This is a genomic window from Nocardia nova NBRC 15556 (assembly GCF_001613005.1).
GTDB classification, from domain to species: Bacteria; Actinomycetota; Actinomycetes; order Mycobacteriales; family Mycobacteriaceae; genus Nocardia; species Nocardia nova.
Genome location: NZ_BDBN01000136.1, coordinates 1 through 17,136, shown reverse-complemented (window position 1 = coordinate 17,136; position 17,136 = coordinate 1). Strand labels below are relative to the sequence as shown.

Genomic DNA, 17,136 nt, shown 5'->3' with positions numbered 1-17,136 from the left:
CCGCCGCGGGTACCCCGGTCGGTGGAGTGGCGACGCCGGCCACCGCCGGTGCGGGCGTGGGTGCCGACGACCGATCGGCGCAGCAGCCGCCGACCGGCGCCACGGGACGCTACGACATGCCGCCGGTACCGGTCGTCACGCCGTTCGCCGCCGCGGTGGCCGCGGCCAAGGACAAGGAGGCCGAGCCGGCCTACGTGGTGGGCGATGCGGTCGACAACGACCTCCTGGTCGCGCGCACCTTGCTGGCGGCGGTTCTGGCCGCCGCGGATACGCCGGCGGTGGGAATGCACTGGGCGGTCGGCGTGATGCGCGGGCCGGCCGGGGCGGGAGTGTTCATCACCTCGAACGAGGGCCGGGGCTGGTTGCCGGCGGGAATCTATCTCCCTCGGGAGGTGTCGACGCCGTGGATGTGGGACGAGATGCTCGACGACGGCTCGGGCAGTGCCGCCTCGCCCTGGGAGGGGATCTCGGACCCGGCCCGGGTGCTGGTCGAATTCGGATTGGCATGGGGCCCGAAGGCCAACGCGTCGCTGGTGGCCCTGGCCTCGTCCGCCTCGATCGACGGTGAGTTGCGGGCACGGTTCCCCGATATCGCGATGGCGGACCTGGTCGGCCCGGCCTACGATGTCGACCTCCGGGTACACACCCCGGACACGGTCGATCGGCTCGATCTGGCCGGATCGCCGGAAGCCGCCGGTCCCATTGCGGCAGTACCGGATTCACGCGCGTACGCCCGTTGCCTCGAGTTGGCGACCGAGGCCCACACCAAGCTGGTCCGCAGCGGGACGGCCGCGGCTGATTCCGCCGAGTCCCGTCGCATCCGCGATCGCATCCTCGCCGTTCTGGAGGCCGGGCAGGAGGTGTCGCCGCAATGGTGGGAACAACTGCGCGAGGCCGACGACCTGCTGGCGGCGGCAATGCTTTCGCGGCGCGTGGACGTCGCCCGAGTGGCGCCGGGTGACCTTCGCATCGACGAGGAGGGAGCGACGTTGCGTGCCATGGTCTTCGAACGTCGCTGCAACGAACTCCTGCTGGTGCTCGCCGGCGAACCCGGCCGGCAACAACTGCGCGACGCGGCGTACGCCTACGACCAGATCGTGAATCATCCGCGATTCGTGGAGGTTCCGGCGGCGGTCACGGCCGCCGAGCCCACGACGGTGGACCGCCCGGTCACCGTGTCCGGGCCGGTATCGGCTCCGAGTGTCGCCGCCGGCCCGCCGCGCGGGGCGGCGGTCGTGCCGCCGGTGGTGGCACCGCCGGTGGTCACCCCACCGTCCGAGCAGTCGTAGGCGGGGGCCGGTCCGGACGGTTTCGCCCGGACCGGCCTGCTGTCGGCTTGCCGATGAAAGTGACTGCGGCCCAGGTGATCCCGGAATATTCGGGCATGGTGAGGCGCGCACGATCGGCCCGGCCGGCGCGCGCACAGTAGTGCGCCGGGGATGCCTGGGTCAGGCGGGTGCGCCCGGAATACCGCCCCCCGAGGGGGCAGTAACGGCGGGCGCGGACGTGCCTGGTGGTGTGGTCGCCGGCGCGACCGTGGCCGGTGCGGTGCCGTCGGCAGCCGGCGGAGTGATCACGGCCGGGTCTGCGGTGACGCCGCCCGGCTGGGGAGCCGTCGCCGCCGGGGCCGCACCGGCGGGCGGCGCCGCATTCGGGTCGGCGGCGGGACCCGTGGGCGCGGCTTGCGCGTTGGGTGCGGCGCCGTTCTGCTGTGTCTGTTCGGCCTCCCGCTCCTTGCGCTCCTCTTCTTCCCTGCGGTGCTGTTCGGCGTTGTTCTGGATGAACTGCTGCACCATCGGTGCCAGGGACATCAGACCCATCGGCAACATCATGGCCAGCGGACCCAGCATCTGCGCGAGCCCGCCCAATCCACCGTCGCCGCCGGCGCCGGCCTGCGCGGCGCCGCCGGATGTTGCGGTACCGCTCGACGCACCGGAACCGCTGCCGGAGCCGGAGCCCTGACCGGATCCGTTCGTGCTGTTGCCACCACCGGCCATGTTCGCGTTGTATTCGGCGACCGCGGAAACCTTCTGGCACACCGAGTCCAGGGTGTCGGCGATCTGTTCCATGAGTTTGAGCTCCTTGGCCGCCTTCAGCTTCTTGCTGAGCGGCCGCAGGTCGACCTTGAGAGCATCCTTCAACTTGTTCACGTCGGCCATGACAGCTCTCAGCGTCTGATCCTTGCCGTCCTTGACCTTGATAGACGTCTTGACGACCTCGGCGTCCATCTGCAGCAGGTAGGTCTGGCGGGCCCGGACCTTGGTCAGGGTCTGCTGGTAGACGTCGCTCGCCTCGCCCTTGCCGAGATTTTGATAGACGGTGGTGGTGAGTAGATCGTTCACATTGGGCGGCGGCGTGGTCATGCCACGCCCCAGCAGATCCACCGTGGTCTGGATCGCGGTTTCCGCCAGCGCGACGAAACTCGTCAGGGCCGGCGACGCTCCCGGTGGCGGGTCGAGTTCGATCGGCTTGCCGTAGTGCTGACCGACGCCGTCCGCTGTCGGGGTGGGATTCGGCGTGGGCCCACCGGTCGTGTGATCGGTGCCGGGTTTGCCACCGGGTTTGCCGTCGGTGGGCGGCTTGTCGCCGGGTTTGCCATCGGTAGGAGGCTTATCCCCGGGCTTACCATCCGTAGGCGGCTTTTCCCCGGGAGCGATGGCTGTGGCGGGGTCTGCCTGTACGAGGGTGACTCCCGCGACCTCGGTGTGTTGTTGTGCCAGTGGGCGCAGCCCCGCGGGGTTGATATCCATCTCCGCCATGCCCGACAATCCTTTCCGCCACCGACGACATCATTGTCGGCGCTTCCCGCAAATGGGAAGCTCGGTCGTTTCGCCATAACACGATCGGTGTCGCATAGTCGGAAACCAGTCTTCCGAGTGCGGGAGATCTGGAATTCACGTCGGCCATCCAGCGGCGCCGGCACAGGAGGCGGGCGGATGAGTGAGGGCGGGGCGATCGCATGGCGCCTGATCTGACCACCGATCTCAACGGGGTGCTGAACTCACTGCTCGGGCTGTACGGCCAGGGCAGTCCCGCACCGGGTACGGCCGGTACGGTCTCGACCACCGTCGCGAACATGGACAACAGCCACAACGGCTCCATCGCCCGCCACTACAGTGACGCCCGCGGCATGCAGGTATCGATCGCCGAGTCCCAGGCGGGTAAGGACGCGGTCGTGCACAAGGCGGTCACCGCCGCGGGCGACGGCACGGTCACCGGACGCAATGCGCTCAACAACCGGATCGCCGACCTGCAATCGCGGCTGCAAGCCATCGCGGGAGTCGGCGATCTGCGGTTCAGCGGTCCCGCAATGTTGAACGCCGCGCACGCCACCATCGCCGACGCGACCAAACAGGTGGACGCCGATGTGGCCGCGGCACACCGGCACGCGGCGACGATCCAGCCGCCGTCCGCCCCGGCTCCGGTCCACCGGCGGATCACGCCCGCGGGCCGCAGTCGGCGTCGCTCCCGGATACGAACCCGGGCCGGTGGCGGCGGCGGTGGTGGTGCACGTCCGAGCGCGGTGCGCAGTCGTCCGGTTCCGTCGGACGGCACCGCCGGCGGCAAGGCGGTGAGTGCGGCGAGCGCCTGGCTGGGCACGCCCTACGTGTGGGGCGGTGGTGGCGCCGGCGGGCCGAGCGGCGGCGGCTTCGACTGTTCGGGGCTGACCCAGTACGCGGTCGCGGAAGCGACCGACGGTCGAGTTCACTTGCCGCGCACGACATATGAGCAGATCTACTGCGGGGAGCGAATTTCGCCTCGCGATGTGCGGCCGGGTGATCTGGTCTTCCCGGCCGATTCGTTCTCCGCGCGCGGGCCCGAGCATGTGCAGCTCGCCGCCGGGAACGGGATGGTGATCGAGGCGCCGTACTCGGGTGCGACCGTACGGTGGGCGAGAATGCCCAGTGAAGCCGTCGTCGTCCGCGTCATGTGAGTTGTCTTGGAGGTGGGAGCGGCCGGTGGTCTGCTGACACCACCGGCCGCCGGGCGGGTGGCCGGCATCGGTGGGTGATACCGGCCCGTGCAGGGCTGCGGGCCTGCACCCCGCGGCGGTCGGTTGCCGGATCGCGGCTCACGGCCGCCGCCCCGAGGTTCGGGCCGTCAGGATGAGGACTGCCGACCCGCGTATCAATATACCGCTGGATGACGGCACGATTTACGACGGCTCATCAAATAAGTATCGGTCCTTGCGTGGGCTGTCGATCCGCGTGGCGGCGGTGCCGGTGGAAAAACGTCTCGCTCCCAGGGCATTCGGCGAAACCGCCGGTGCTGTCGCGAACCGCGACGCTTCGCTCCCATTTCCCAAGAATGGGAATAGCGCTCCCACGGCTGGCGGCCTGGGTGTCTATCGTTCGGGCAGGCGAGTGCGGCGGAAGGGATGTCCAGGTGTCAGCGGCCGAGGACGCGTTCTACACGGGTGTTCAATCACTGGGATTGGTTGCCGGCGGGGTTCGCAACGAAGACAATGCGTTGGCGGCGTTCCGGGCCGCCACCGATCTGGATCCGGATATGTGCGATGCCTGGCTGGGGCGCGCGATGGCGGGGGAGATCACCTCCGAAGTCATCTACGGCGCCTACCGGTCGGTGCACAACCTGTACCGGGATCAACAGCGCGCCGGATTGGTCGATCGCGCGCTGTGGTGTCAGGTGGAGCTCGGTATGTACGGGCTGCGGGTGGCGATGGCCGACCGCGATCAGATCGCGATCGCGCAGGCGTGCTCGTATGCCCAGGGCGGCGAATGGGAAGAGGCCGCGGCCATTCTCGATCAGGTGCCCAGCGACGACGTTTCCGATTTCGTTCGCATGTCGCTGTACTACCGCACCGATCGCTGGCCGGATCTGCTGGCCGCGCGCACGGCCAAACCGGTTCTCGAGGACGGCCTGCTCGATATCGCCGCCGAGTTGATGGCCGCCGAATCCCTCGCGCGGATGGGACGATTCGGCGAGGCCATGCCGCGCGCCCAGCGCATCGTCGAGGACAGCGCCTCCGGAAGCCTGTCCTACATCTGGGCGGATGCGCACTTCCTGCTCGGAATGTTGTTGCGGCACAACGGTGATCATGATGCCGCCGAGAAGGTTCTGGCGGGTCTGCAGGGTTCCGCGCTGTGGTCCGAGCGGCCGCTGTGGCAGCGGGCCGTGCGCGACAAGACCTATCGCTTCGATGTGGTGACCCCCGAGGTGATCGGTTCCCGGACGAACGTCTGGGATCCGTCCTCGGGTGACGACCCGGCCGAGGTGGCCGCCACCGCGGCCAAGGCCGAGCGCGACACCCTGCTGGCCGAGGCGTCGGATCTGCTGGCGGCGCAGATCGGCATGGACTCGGTCAAGGAACAGGTCGAGCGGCTCAAGTCCGGGGTCCTGATGGATCAGGTCCGCGCCAAACGCGGCCTGGCGGTGGAATCCAAGACCCAGCACCTGATCTTCTCCGGCCCGCCCGGTACCGGCAAGACGACCATCGCCCGGGTCATCGCCAAGATCTTCGCGGGCCTGGGTGTGGTGGAGAACGCCGACGTCATCGAGGTCTCGCGCAACGACATGGTCGGCACCCACCTCGGCCACACCGCGCCGAAGACCAATGCGCTGATCGACTCGGCCCTCGGTGGTGTGCTGTTCATCGACGAGGCCTACACCCTGATTCAGGAGGGACTGTCCGGCGGCGACGCCTTCGGTAAGGAAGCCGTCGACACGCTGCTGGCCCGGATGGAGAACGACCGCGACAAACTCGTGGTGGTCATCGCCGGCTACGAGGACCAGATCGACCGCTTCCTGGCATCCAACGACGGTCTGGCCTCCCGCTTCACCAAGCGCATCCGGTTCGCCAGTTACGACGCCGACGAACTGGTCCAGATCGCCGATCACATTGCGCGCAAGAAGGATTCGATCCTGTCCGACCAGGCGCGCGAGGTGCTGCGGGACCGCTGCGCGGAACTGGCGCAGCAGACCCGCAACGGCCGCCGCCTGATCGATCTGGCCGGTAACGGCCGGTTCGTCCGCAATGTGGTGGAGGCGGCCGAGGCCGAACGCGACTACCGGTTCACGCGGGACAACGCGGATATCGCGAATATGTCCAACGAGGAACTGATGACCGTCGACGCATTCGACATCACTGCCGCCCTGGCGGGGCTGGCGCCGACGAGCTGACCCATGGCCCGCTTCCGGGTGGTGACCAAACACCAGATCTCGGGGTGGCGGTTCCTGTTGCGCCGGATCGAGCACGCGCTGGTCCGGCGCGATGCCTCCATGGTCGACGATCCGCAGCGGGGCCGTTCCACCGCCTTGTCCATCGGCATCGCCCTGGCCTGCGTGGTCGTCGCCGGTGCCGCGGTGATGGCGTTCTTCAAACCGGCCAAGCAGGTCGGACAGGCGAATATCGTGTCCGACAAGGATTCCGGCGCGCTGTTCGTCAAGGTCGACAACCGCCTGTATCCCACGCTGAATCTATCCTCGGCGCGGCTGATCACCGGCATGGCGGCCAATCCGGTACCCGTCTCCCGCGACGAGCTCGCGAAGTATCCGCGCGGTCCGTGGGTGGGGATTCCGGGTGCACCGGGCGTGATGACCGATACGGGCGGCCGGGACTCCTCGTGGGCGGTGTGCGATACCGCGCGGATCGGCGCCGCCGCACCGGTCGACCAGCGAACCGGTTTGCCCACCGCCGGCGCGGGGGTGCGTACCACCGTGATCGGTGGCGAGCTGACCGTGCAACCGGAGGGTGACGGCGCGATCCGCGATCTGGGCGCCGACGAGGCGCGTCTGCTGCGCCAGGACGACGACATCTGGCTGGTCTACAACAACGGTGATCACGGCGTCGTGCGAGCGGCGATCAACCTCGCCGATTCGGCGGTCACCCTGGCTCTCGGCATCGATGCCACCGCACCGGTGATCGAGGCTTCGAGGGGATTGATCGCCGCGATTCCGGAGGTACCGCCGTTGCGTGTGCCGGAGGTGCCCGGCGCCGGCGAGCCCGCCGTGCTGAAGGGCGGTATTTCCGCGCCCGTCGGCTCGGTGGTGACGGTGTCGAATCCCGGGCGGGGCGCGTCCTACTATCTGGTCTCCCAATCCGGGCTGGTCCAGGTCGGTTCCGTCCTGGCCGCGATGATTCGCAACTCGAATTCCCGTGGCGCCGTGGCGAGTATGACCGTCGGTCCCGACGCGGTGGCGCAGAATTTGCGTCCCGGTTCCTGGCCCGGCACCTCGACCTACCCGAGCCGGCCGGTCACGCTGGCCGATCCGGAGAAGTTCGGCGTCACCTGCTTCCACTGGTCACGCGGAGCGGCCGAGGCGAATGCCGTCACGCGCGCCCTGGTCGGACGGCAACTGCCGCTGCCGGGCGCCGAACAGAGCCAGGTCGTACCGCTGGTCACCGCACCCACCTCGCACGGCGCCACCGCCGATGCCGCCTATCTCCCGCGCAGTTCCGGCCGGTTCGTCCAGCTGACCGGAAGCGATCCGAACTCCCCGCTGCGGGAATCGCTGTTCTGGATCTCCGACAGCGGTGTGCGGTACGGGATCAATGTCGGAACCGGTGCGGGTGACCACACCCTCGCCGCCCTCGGCCTGCAGGCGCCGGTGCCCGCGCCCTGGAGCATCGTGTCCCTGTTCGCCGTCGGCCCGACCCTGTCGACCGCGGACGCCCGTATCCAGCACGACGGAATCGCACCCGACAAGGCCGCGGTCGGCCTACCGGAGAAAACCGGGGGAGGAGCCTAGTGACGACGACCCGGCGCTTCGTACGGCCCGCGCGCACGGTGAAGGGCCCCAAGGCGCCCGCGGTCACCGAGTTACGCCTGCAACCGCCCACCGAACTGCCCAAACCCGTTCCGGCGTCGCGAATCCGGATGATCATGCCGGTGGTCATGATGGCCGGTATGGGCGGGATGATGGTGATGATGTTCCGCAACGGCGGATCGTTCTCACCGACCATGCTGTTCTTCCCGATGATGATGGTCGTGTCGATGTTCGGCATGATGGGCGGCGCGTTGAGCGGCAACGGCGGTGGCGGCGCGGCGGGACTCAACGAGGAACGTAAGGACTATCTGCGCTCGATCGCCGAGAACCGTAAGACCGTGCACGCCGCCGAGGCCGAACTCTACGACTATCTGCGCTACACGCACCCGGGTCCGGCCGAGCTGTCCCGCCTCGTCGGTGGCAAACGCATGTGGGAAGTGCAGGTGTCGAGCCCGCAGTTCCTGCGCGTGCGCATCGGCCGGGGGCGGATCGCGAACCAGGTGCGCGTCATCGTTCCCGAGGCGGCGCCGACCTCCGACCTGGACCCGGTCGGCGTGGTCGAGGTGACCCGTTTCGCCAAGGCGTACTCCACGGTCGGCGGCATGCCGGTGGCGATCAATCTGCTGTCGGTTCCGCAGGTCGGATTCGACGGCGACCACGAAGCCATGGCCGCGTTGGTGCGCGCGATGATCGCCGAGATCGTCGTCCTGCACGGGCCCGATCAGGTCGCCATCGCGGCGGTGCTGTCGGATCCCGATGCGCCGGAATGGAATTGGCTCAAATGGCTGCCGCATACGCAGCACCCCAATGATACGGACGCCATCGGATCCAGCCGGATGGTGTATCGGTCGGTAGGGGAACTGCGCTCCAAGGTGCTCGCCGGCCTCAACCGCGGGCCGTTCTCGGCCAACACCCAGCCGACCATGGATCGCACCCACTATCTGCTGCTCGTCGACACCGACGGGCCGACCAACGAACGAGACATCTCCGGCGTCGACGGCTGCACCTGGCTGCGGCTGGGCGTCGGGGAACAGAATCTGCCGCGGGCGCTGAAGTTCGTCGTCGACGAGGACCGGCGCCTGCAGGAGGTCACCTCGCGAGGTTTGCGTGCGGTCGGTGTCGGCGACACCATGTCGGTCACCGCGATCACCGCTCTGGCTCGCAGTATCTCCTCGTATCGGCTGTCGAGTGTGGTCGAGGCGGTCACCGCGGAGCAGACCAGCGGCGGGACGTCGTGGGAGGAGATGGTCGGTGTTCCCGACCCGGGCGCGATCCGGGTGGAGCGGCAGTGGCCCCGCCGCCGCGACAGTGACCGCGGCCGGCTCAACATCCCGTTCGGTCACGATCCGACCGGCCAGGTGGTGTACCTCGATATCAAGGAATCCGCCGAAGAAGGTATGGGCCCGCACGGTATGTGCATCGGCGCCACCGGTTCCGGAAAGTCCGAATTCCTTCGCACCCTTGTCCTTTCGGCGATCGCCACGCACTCGCCGGATGTGCTGAATCTGCTGCTGGTCGACTTCAAGGGTGGTGCGACCTTCCTCGGTTTCGACCGGCTGCATCACGTCACCGCGGTCGTCACCAATATGGAGGAGGAAGCCGACCTCGTCACCCGTATGGAGGACGTCATCAGCGGTGAAATGGCCCGGCGGCAACGTATTCTGCGCGACGCCGGCAATTTCGCCAGCGTGGCGGACTACGAGCGGGCCCGCGAACAGGGCGCGCAACTGCCGCCGCTGCCGACGCTGCTGATCATCCTCGACGAATTCGCCGAACTGCTCGAACAGCATCCCAACTTCTCGAAACTGTTCGTCGCCATCGGCCGTCTGGGCCGATCGCTGCGCATCCATCTGCTGCTGGCCTCGCAGAAGGTGCCGGCCAACCGCATGGGTGAACTCGAGGCGCACCTGTCGTATCGAGTCGCGTTGCGCACCAACCAGACCAGCGACTCCCGCGACGCCATCGGCACCGCCGACGCCTATCACCTGCCGAAGAAGCCCGGCGCCGGATATCTCCGGGTCGGATCCGGTGATCTGCAGCGCTTCCAAGCCGCCTACGTCGGCGCGCCGTACACCCCACCCGCCCAAGCCGCGGCGTTGGGGACACAGCGCGCGCGCCGCCCCGGTGGGGGATACCGTCCCCCGCAGGCCTTCACCGCTGCCTACATCGCGCCGAGCCGTGTCGAACCGGTGGCCCCGGCTCCGGTCGTCACCCGCCCCGAAGCTCCGGAGGCCGAACCGGTCACCTTGATGGAGACGGTCCTCCAGCAGTACGCCGGGCACGGCCGCCGAGCGCACGCGATGTGGTTGCCGCCGTTGGGTATTCCGGCCACCTTGGAGCGTCTGGTGCCGGCGGTTCAACCCGGTACGTTGCAGCTGCCGCTGGCGATCGTCGACAAACCGCGGCAGCAGCGCCAGGACGTGTGGTCGGTGGACCTGTCCGCCGGTGGTGGACATATGGCGATCGTCGGTGGGCCGCAGTCGGGTAAGTCGACCGCGCTGCAAACGCTGGTCGTCTCCGCGGCCATGACGCACAGCCCGGAGCAGGTGCAGTTCTACTGCCTGGATTTCAGCGGAGGTCTGTCCAGCCTTCGCGCCATCCCGCACGTCGGGTCGGTGGCGTCGGCCCGGGACGTGGACCGCGTGCGCCGCACCTTCGCGCTGGTGACGAACCTACTGGCCTACCGGCAGTCGATGTTCACCGAACTCGGGATCGACAGCATGCGCGAATTCCGCAGGCGGCGAGCCGATCCCGTCGAATCCGAGAAACTGACCGCGTACGGGGACGCGCACGGGGACGTTTTCCTCGTCATCGACGGCTGGGATATCGGATTCGCGGTCAACGGACCGTTCTACGACGAATATTCACCGGTCATCGAATCCATTGCGCTGCAGGGCCTCAACTACGGCGTCCACCTGGTCCTGAGCAGTTCGCGCTGGGCGGCGATCCGGCCGGCGATCAAGGACCTGCTGCAGACGCGGCTGGAAATGCGTCTGGGCGACCTCACCGATACCGTATTCGGCAGCCACCGCGCCATTGTCGCGTCCATTCCGCCGGACCGGCCGGGACGCTGTATCTCCAGCGAAGCGTTGCACATGTTGACGGCGCTGCCGCGTATCGACGGCGTCGGAGATCCGGAGTCCGCGGCGGCCGGGCTGGCGGCCGCGGGCGAAGAACTCAACCGGCGCTACGAGGGCAGGCGCGCACCCGAGGTGCGGCTGCTGCCGTCGAAGATCGAATTGGATCGTATTCACGAAGTTGTGCCGGAACCGACGGGTCTGGCTCAGCAACTGGTGACTCCGTTCGGTGTGCGCGAATCCGATTTGGGCGTGGCGGCAGTGGATTTCGGCGTTTCCACGCACTTCATCGTGGTCGGATCACCCGGATGTGGAAAGTCCACGGTACTGGCGGATCTGATGCGTTCCATCGACCGGCGTTTCGGCCCGGATCAGGCGCGTATCCTGCTGATCGACTACCGTCGCCAGCATATGGACGTGGTTCCCGACGAACGGTTGATCGGCTATCTGACCAGCGAGCGGGATCTGCAGGAAGGCCTTCCGGGATTCGCGGACAAGATTCGTAGTCGGCGGCCTCCGGACGGTGTGACCTCGCAGCAGCTCAAGGAGCGCTCGTGGTGGAGCGGACCGGAGATATTCGTGGTGATCGACGATTACCACATGGTCGCGCAGCGCGGCATGCTCAATCCGCTCGACCCGTTGAAGGACATCATCGTCGACGGCCGTGACACGGGTCTGCACATCATCGTGGGACGTAATATCGCGCAAGCGGATTCGGCGATGTACGACAACATCATGGGTCAGATCAAGAACCTGAACTGCTCGGGTCTGATCATGGACGGCACCAAGCTCGACGGAATGCTCATCGGCGACGTGAAGGCAACGAAACAACCGCTCGGTCGCGGAATTCTGGTCGAGCCGCTGCATTCGCGGCGCGATCTCGTGCAAGCCGCGTGGACACCGGCCGAAGAGTGAGATCGCCGACATCTTCCCAACATTGGGGATGCCTTAGCGTTCATCCTGTACCGCTCGTCGGAGGCGGTATCGTCGTTAGGAGAGGTCGATGTATCTCAATGTCACTCCTGAGAACTTCCCGGCTATCGCCTCGCAAATCGAATTCACCGCCACGGGATTACAGGGCGCTCTCGGAGCCCACATGCCGGCCTGCCAACCGCTGCCGCCGGGCATCGATGATGTGAGCCTGATGATCCCGGAGGTGTTGAACCCGTGGGGCGAAGGCTTTTTCTCGACCACCGCGCACGGCGCCGTGCTGCAGACCCAGGCCTCGGCCGTGATGCCCGAGGTGGGCACCGCGTATTCGGGTAGCGACATCCTCGCCGGCGCCGATGTCGCCACGCACGGCCCGATATTCAACGTGTAGCCGGAGATCGGCGAGCCGAGGTTGATGTCATGGCGTTCCTTTTCGACTTCCATGCGCTGCCGCCGGAAATCAATACCTCTCGATTACTGAGCGGTCCGGGGCCGGCATCGACGTCCGCGACCTCCACCGCCTACGCGGACCTCGCGGCGCAACTGAATGCCGCGGCCGCCGATACCGAGGCGACGATGGCGACGATCTCGGGCTCGTGGCAGGGCATGTCGGCGGACAAGGCGCGGGCGGCATTCCAGAAGCATGCGGCATGGCTGCAGGAACAGGCCGCAGTAGCCGGCGCCGCCGCCGCGCTCGTGGGCGAGGTGGCTGCCGCGGCGAAGGGCGCGCGCGGTGCGATGACTCTGGTCAAGATCCATTTGGAAGCGAACAAGGCGGAGCGCAAAATGTTGCTCGCCAACATGGCTACGGCGAGTGCCATTTCCACCGCGGGTCCGGTGGGCGCTGTGGTGGGAGGTTCGATGCTGGCCGCGACCAGTGCGGCGCTCGCGGCCAACGAACTCGAGTACTTGTTCGTGATCTGGCCGGAGGCGGCTCTCGTCATGGACGGTTATGCGGGGACCGTGGTGCCCGCGCTGGCCGCCCTCCCGAAGCCGCTCACGGCACCACCGATCGTCGGTGGTGGCGCACCGCCGCCGGATATGCAGTACAAGATGGCCCCGGACACGACGACGACGCCGCGGCCCACCGCCTACCAGCATTCGACTATCACCGACACCGGCGGTAATTCACACTCCACCACCGGGAATCAGAACACCTCGACGAGCAACTCTCATTCGAGCGGGGGTGACCAATCCTCGGGTGGCACCCACGACCCGTCGGGCCCGGGTGACGGGCCGCAAGGGACCGATCCCACGGGCACGGGCCCGGACAGCGGGTTGTCCGATCCCACCGGGGCAACGGACGCGCTGTCGCCGATGTCGGATTACGGCCAGGGCGGCGAGGGATACGGTGACGATCCGATGGCCGGGCAGGACGGCCTGTACGGCATGTCGGCGACATCGCCCACCCTTGCCGGCCTGACCGGCGGAATCGGTAGCACGGTGGCCTTTTCGATGATGCGCGGTGGTGTCGGCTCGATGCCCGGCGCCGCCACCGGATTCCGGATGCCCGGTAACTGGAATCCCGCGTCCTTCCGTGCCTTCGGTGCCGCGGACGGCCAGCCCACCACGACTGTGCCTCCGCGCCAGGGCCCTACGCGCGGGGCAACGGCACCCAAGGCGCAGATGCGACGCCGCAAGGACGAGGAGCGCAAATCCAAGTCGGCGGTCTTCGTCCCGGGTGAGCCGATGGACGTGCCCGTCCTGGAGAAGGTTCCACTCGTCGGAGTTATCGAATACGCCGGCGATCGTAGAGAAGACCCGGTATTGGAACCTCAACTCGCGGTCGGTGTGATCGAGCGCGTCGACGACGATGCGGCGATTCCGGCCACCCCCGAACGTCCCCGGTGAACAAGACCGAGGTCGCGTGTAATTCAACACCGGAAAGGAACCACAGATGAGTTACGTCTTCAACGGCGATCCCCACGAGTTGATCCCCGCCGCTCAGAAGGGGATCGGACTGCAGGGTAACCACGAGGGATACCTCAAGGCCCTGCTCGCGGTCAAGGACGAGCTGGAGGCCGCGGTGCGGAGCCCGCAGGCCACACCGGCGATCGCCTCGTCCATGCAGAATGCGCTGGACAAGGGCAACCGGCTGGGCAACGCGTTCCAGGACATTCTCAATGTTCTGACCGATTCGGCACACAAATTCAGTGCCGCCGACATGGACGCATACGCCGATCTCATCCGGCAGCAGGAGCAGTTGCACGGTGGTGCGCAGGCTCTCGGTACGGACATGGGCGCCGGTGCCGGCAACGTCGCGAGCAGCACCATGTCAGGAAAAGTCGATATCGGCTTCTAGGGCAACGCAGTAATTCACATATCAATTATCCGAAAGGATTTTCGCCATGGCCGGTGGAATGCAGTACAAGTTCGGTGAAGTCGACACTCACACGCTGACGTTCGACAACATCGTCAAGAACATTCAGGAAAACAACAGTGCGCTGGATTCGCTGGCGAAGGGGCTGCAAAGCTCCTTCACGGGTGAAGCCGGTGATCAAGGTTGGGGCCCCAAGATCCACGAGCTCCTGAACAAGATCACCGACTACAACAACGCGCTCCATGCCCTGAACGCGACCGTGAAGAAGCACTGCGCCAGCGGTGGCGCGATGCAGGACACGGACAAGCAGCAGGGTGGCCGGTTCCTGGCGCTCGAGATCTAGGCATTGCATCTCGACGATCAGGTGGTCGACGATCCCGTCGCGGTCGAAATCAATGTCGATGCCGCCCTGCTGTTGAAAACACTGGTCGGCATCGACTCGTATCCGCCGGTGCTGGCATTGCTGCCGAACATCTACCGCATCGAGGACCGGGACCGGGTCCACGAGGTGGTGGCCGCTCAACTCACCGACGCGGGTGTACTCCTCGACGACGGACGAGTACATCCCGTGGTCGAGCGGTGGCTGCAATGCCTGTACCGGCCGGATGTGGAGCTGGCCGCTCGCATCGTGGATACGGGGCTGGACGGGGAACCACGCGGCATGCTGCGGATGTCGCTGGTTCGTTCGGGCTCCGATCACGTGCTGGCGGTGCGTAACGACGACCATGTCGTGCTCCAGTCGGTGTTCCAGCAGGACGAGGATCTGGACATCCTTGCCGGGGCGATCGTCTCGGCACTGGGGTCGGCACTCGCGGCCTCGTTCGAACCATGGCAGGTGTCGTCCGCACAGGTCTCCGCCGTCGCAACCGAATTCGGCGAATCGTCCGAGCCGGCCGAATTACGGCGCGCCTTCGCGGAACTCGGCGCCCCGCCGCGGACCGCGGCGATACTCGAGCGAGCGTTGAACGAGGTGTTCCGGCGGGCGGAGGTGCTCGTGCTGGAGCACCACGACGGGGAATACCCGCGACCGGAAGTGTGTCTTTCCGTGCTGGACACCGTTTCCGGACGGCTCGTGGTGAGTCCGAGCGTGGCAATGGACGGTGAACTCTGGTCGACCTATCAACCGGGCGACGACGCGGCGATCCGGTCGGGGATCACCGCGCTGATCAACCTTTTACCCAGCCGGAGTTGGTTCGAAACCAGCCGAATCAGCTGAATTCGCAGCGGGTTTCGAGAAGGATGAGGATATGAACCGAGCACCGGATACGAACGGGCATACGGCCGAGTCCGTGCGGGCTCGGGGTGGTTACGACGCCTATTTCACGCCGATCCCCGAATCGGCAGAGCGGGCCGGAGCCGCCGAAATGACGAACGACGATATGCCGCGGTCGGCCTCGAGGCCGGATGCGGCGCCAACCTCCGCCGGATCGGCGGCGGCCGCCGCGCAACCGATTTCACCGTCGGCCGGCGGACCCCGGCCGGCTACCGGGCCGACCGGCACGCCCGCGTCCGGCGGCGTGGCGGTACCGCCCGCGGGAGCCGCGTTCGCGCGGGAGAGCTACGGCGGTTTCGGCGATCTGCGTGCGAGCGGTGAGCGGAATCCGGCGCCCGGCGGATCGAGCAATATCGGCGCGCCCAGGCCCGACAGCGGCACGACGAACACCACGGTGGGACAACAGAACACAACGTCCGGACCCGTCGCGAACCCGGCGCAGGCCGGGACGGCACAGGCGGCGACCGCCGCGCCGCAGGGATCGACCACTGCCCCGCGCACGCCCACCGCCGCATCGCAGACTGCCGCCGCGCCGCAGACTGCCGCGCCGCAGACTGCCGCGCCGCAGACGGGCGCACCGGCGACATCCACATCCGCGCCGTCACCGGCGTCCGCGTCCGTCACCGGTGCCACGAACGCCGGCACCCCCGCGACTTACGCGTCGGTGCAACCGGATTCACCGTCCGCCACCGGACAGGGCACTACGGCGGCATGGACCGCGAGCGCCGAGCAAACATCGTGGACGCCGCAGCCGGCTACCCCTGAGAGCCGTCCCGCGGCCTGGCAGCAACCGCAAGCGAGTGGATCCCAGCTTCCGGACCGGCTGAGCCAGGCCGAGGCCGCCGCCCGGGTCGAGGTGCTGCCGGCGACCCTGACCTCGATGGATCTGCTGGCCGATATCACCGCTGCCCGCCGGGCTCAGCTCAAGTCCACGAGCGGCATGCGGGGTGCGCTGAACAAGGTCGGTTTCAGTCTGGGGCTGTCGCCGGCCGAACAGCGCACCGAGGACCGTCGCGCCCGGATCCGACGGCAGTTGAACGCGCCCTATCAGATCGCGGTGATCAGTGTGAAGGGCGGCGTCGGCCGCACCACGATCGCGGCGACCCTCGGATCCACGTTCGCCGGGCTGCGGCCCGACCGCGTGGTCGCCGTGGATGCCAACCCCGACTTCGGTGATCTGCCCTCGCGTACCGCGCCGCACCCCTACGGGCTGACCCTGCGCGATATGGCGCAGGCCGCCAATCTCGACGCGTTCTCGGCGGTGCATTCGTTCACGTCCATCAACAACGCCGATCTGGCGGTGCTGGCTTCGCCGTGGAGTACCGAGTCGATCGAGGCGCTGTCCGGCCGGGAATTCGGTGTCGCCGTGGAGACGCTGCGGCGGCACTACAACCTACTGGTCGTCGACTGCGGCACCGGCGTGCTCGATTCGATCACCCAGATGGTGCTGAAGACCAGCGATGCCATCGTGGTCGTCACACCCCCGACCGTCGGCGGCGTGAAGGGTGCCGTCGCGACCTTGAACTGGCTGAATTCCCATGGGCTGCAACATCTCATCGCCGGTTCGGTGGTGGCGATCGTGCATCAGCAACCGGTCAAGCCGACCGTCGAGGTCGAACAGATCGAGAAGCTCTTCGCCACCGCGCAGCGCCCGACGCGGGTGGTGCCGTACGACGAGCATCTCGCCGAGGGCGGTGAGATCGATCTGCGCCTGCTCGACAAGACCACCCTGCTGGCCTTCGAGGAACTCGCGGCCGGCCTCGGTGACGGATTCCCCGGCTATCCGGGAGCGGCGACGAGCGGGGCCC

11 protein-coding genes and 1 pseudogene are annotated in these 17,136 nt (G+C 67.4%); 11 read left to right on the top strand and 1 reads right to left on the bottom strand.

Translation table 11 applies throughout. The features are described 5' to 3' along the window. Positions 1 to 1,289: pseudogene (locus NN2_RS37975) on the top strand (hypothetical protein); the annotation flags it as partial. Positions 1,290 to 1,448: 159 nt separating this feature from the next. Here NN2_RS37975 and NN2_RS33935 read toward each other — a convergent pair. Then, positions 1,449 to 2,759: a hypothetical protein gene (locus NN2_RS33935; RefSeq protein ID WP_063019205.1), complete on the bottom strand. Its 1,311-nt coding sequence runs from the start codon at positions 2,757 to 2,759 to the stop codon at positions 1,449 to 1,451. Between the two features lie 200 nt (positions 2,760 to 2,959). On the opposite strand from NN2_RS33935, the gene NN2_RS39025 reads away from it, so the two are divergent. From NN2_RS39025 to NN2_RS36770, 10 genes are all read left to right on the top strand, one after another. After that, positions 2,960 to 3,934, top strand: coding sequence for a C40 family peptidase (locus NN2_RS39025; protein ID WP_063019204.1), 975 nt, complete (start codon positions 2,960 to 2,962; stop codon positions 3,932 to 3,934). Between the two features lie 452 nt (positions 3,935 to 4,386). Beyond that, positions 4,387 to 6,141: a type VII secretion AAA-ATPase EccA gene (gene eccA, locus NN2_RS33925; protein ID WP_063019203.1), complete on the top strand. Its 1,755-nt coding sequence runs from the start codon at positions 4,387 to 4,389 to the stop codon at positions 6,139 to 6,141. Between the two features lie 3 nt (positions 6,142 to 6,144). Further along, entirely contained in the window at positions 6,145 to 7,710 is a 1,566-nt protein-coding gene (gene eccB / locus NN2_RS33920; RefSeq protein WP_063019202.1) for a type VII secretion protein EccB, read from the top strand. Beyond that, positions 7,710 to 11,720 carry a type VII secretion protein EccCa gene (gene eccCa, locus NN2_RS33915; protein WP_063019201.1) on the top strand — a complete coding sequence of 1,337 codons (4,011 nt, stop codon included), beginning with the start codon at positions 7,710 to 7,712 and terminating at the stop codon, positions 11,718 to 11,720. Before eccB ends, eccCa begins: the two co-directional genes overlap by 1 nt. Positions 11,721 to 11,808: 88 nt before the next feature. Beyond that, positions 11,809 to 12,126 (top strand): PE domain-containing protein, encoded by a 318-nt coding sequence (locus NN2_RS33910; protein ID WP_030518535.1) that lies wholly within the window; start codon positions 11,809 to 11,811, stop codon positions 12,124 to 12,126. A gap of 29 nt (positions 12,127 to 12,155) precedes the next feature. Beyond that, positions 12,156 to 13,586: a PPE domain-containing protein gene (locus NN2_RS39020; RefSeq protein ID WP_063019200.1), complete on the top strand. Its 1,431-nt coding sequence runs from the start codon at positions 12,156 to 12,158 to the stop codon at positions 13,584 to 13,586. A 46-nt stretch (positions 13,587 to 13,632) separates the two neighbouring features. Further along, the gene (locus NN2_RS33900; RefSeq protein ID WP_063019199.1) at positions 13,633 to 14,037 is read left to right on the top strand and encodes a hypothetical protein; all 405 of its coding nucleotides are present in this window, start codon (positions 13,633 to 13,635) and stop codon (positions 14,035 to 14,037) included. 46 nt (positions 14,038 to 14,083) lie between these two features. After that, a complete protein-coding gene (locus NN2_RS33895) occupies positions 14,084 to 14,398 on the top strand; it encodes a WXG100 family type VII secretion target (RefSeq protein WP_063019198.1) in 315 nt (104 codons plus the stop codon). 3 nt (positions 14,399 to 14,401) lie between these two features. Next, entirely contained in the window at positions 14,402 to 15,271 is an 870-nt protein-coding gene (locus tag NN2_RS33890) for an ESX secretion-associated protein EspG (RefSeq protein ID WP_227462797.1), read from the top strand. A gap of 31 nt (positions 15,272 to 15,302) precedes the next feature. Continuing rightward, a partial coding sequence (locus NN2_RS36770) for a CpaE/TadZ family protein (RefSeq protein ID WP_245658969.1) occupies positions 15,303 to 17,136 on the top strand: 1,834 nt, incomplete at its 3' end.

Excerpts from the sequence above, each read along its gene's own strand:
- NN2_RS33935 (WP_063019205.1), bottom strand. The coding sequence starts at position 2,759 with ATGGCGGAGATGGATATCAACCCCGCGGGGCTGCGCCCACTGGCACAA.
- NN2_RS39025 (WP_063019204.1), top strand. The coding sequence starts at position 2,960 with ATGGCGCCTGATCTGACCACCGATCTCAACGGGGTGCTGAACTCACTG.
- eccB (WP_063019202.1), top strand. The coding sequence starts at position 6,145 with ATGGCCCGCTTCCGGGTGGTGACCAAACACCAGATCTCGGGGTGGCGG.
- NN2_RS33910 (WP_030518535.1), top strand. The coding sequence starts at position 11,809 with ATGTATCTCAATGTCACTCCTGAGAACTTCCCGGCTATCGCCTCGCAA.
- NN2_RS39020 (WP_063019200.1), top strand. The coding sequence starts at position 12,156 with ATGGCGTTCCTTTTCGACTTCCATGCGCTGCCGCCGGAAATCAATACC.
- NN2_RS33900 (WP_063019199.1), top strand. The coding sequence starts at position 13,633 with ATGAGTTACGTCTTCAACGGCGATCCCCACGAGTTGATCCCCGCCGCT.
- NN2_RS33895 (WP_063019198.1), top strand. The coding sequence starts at position 14,084 with ATGGCCGGTGGAATGCAGTACAAGTTCGGTGAAGTCGACACTCACACG.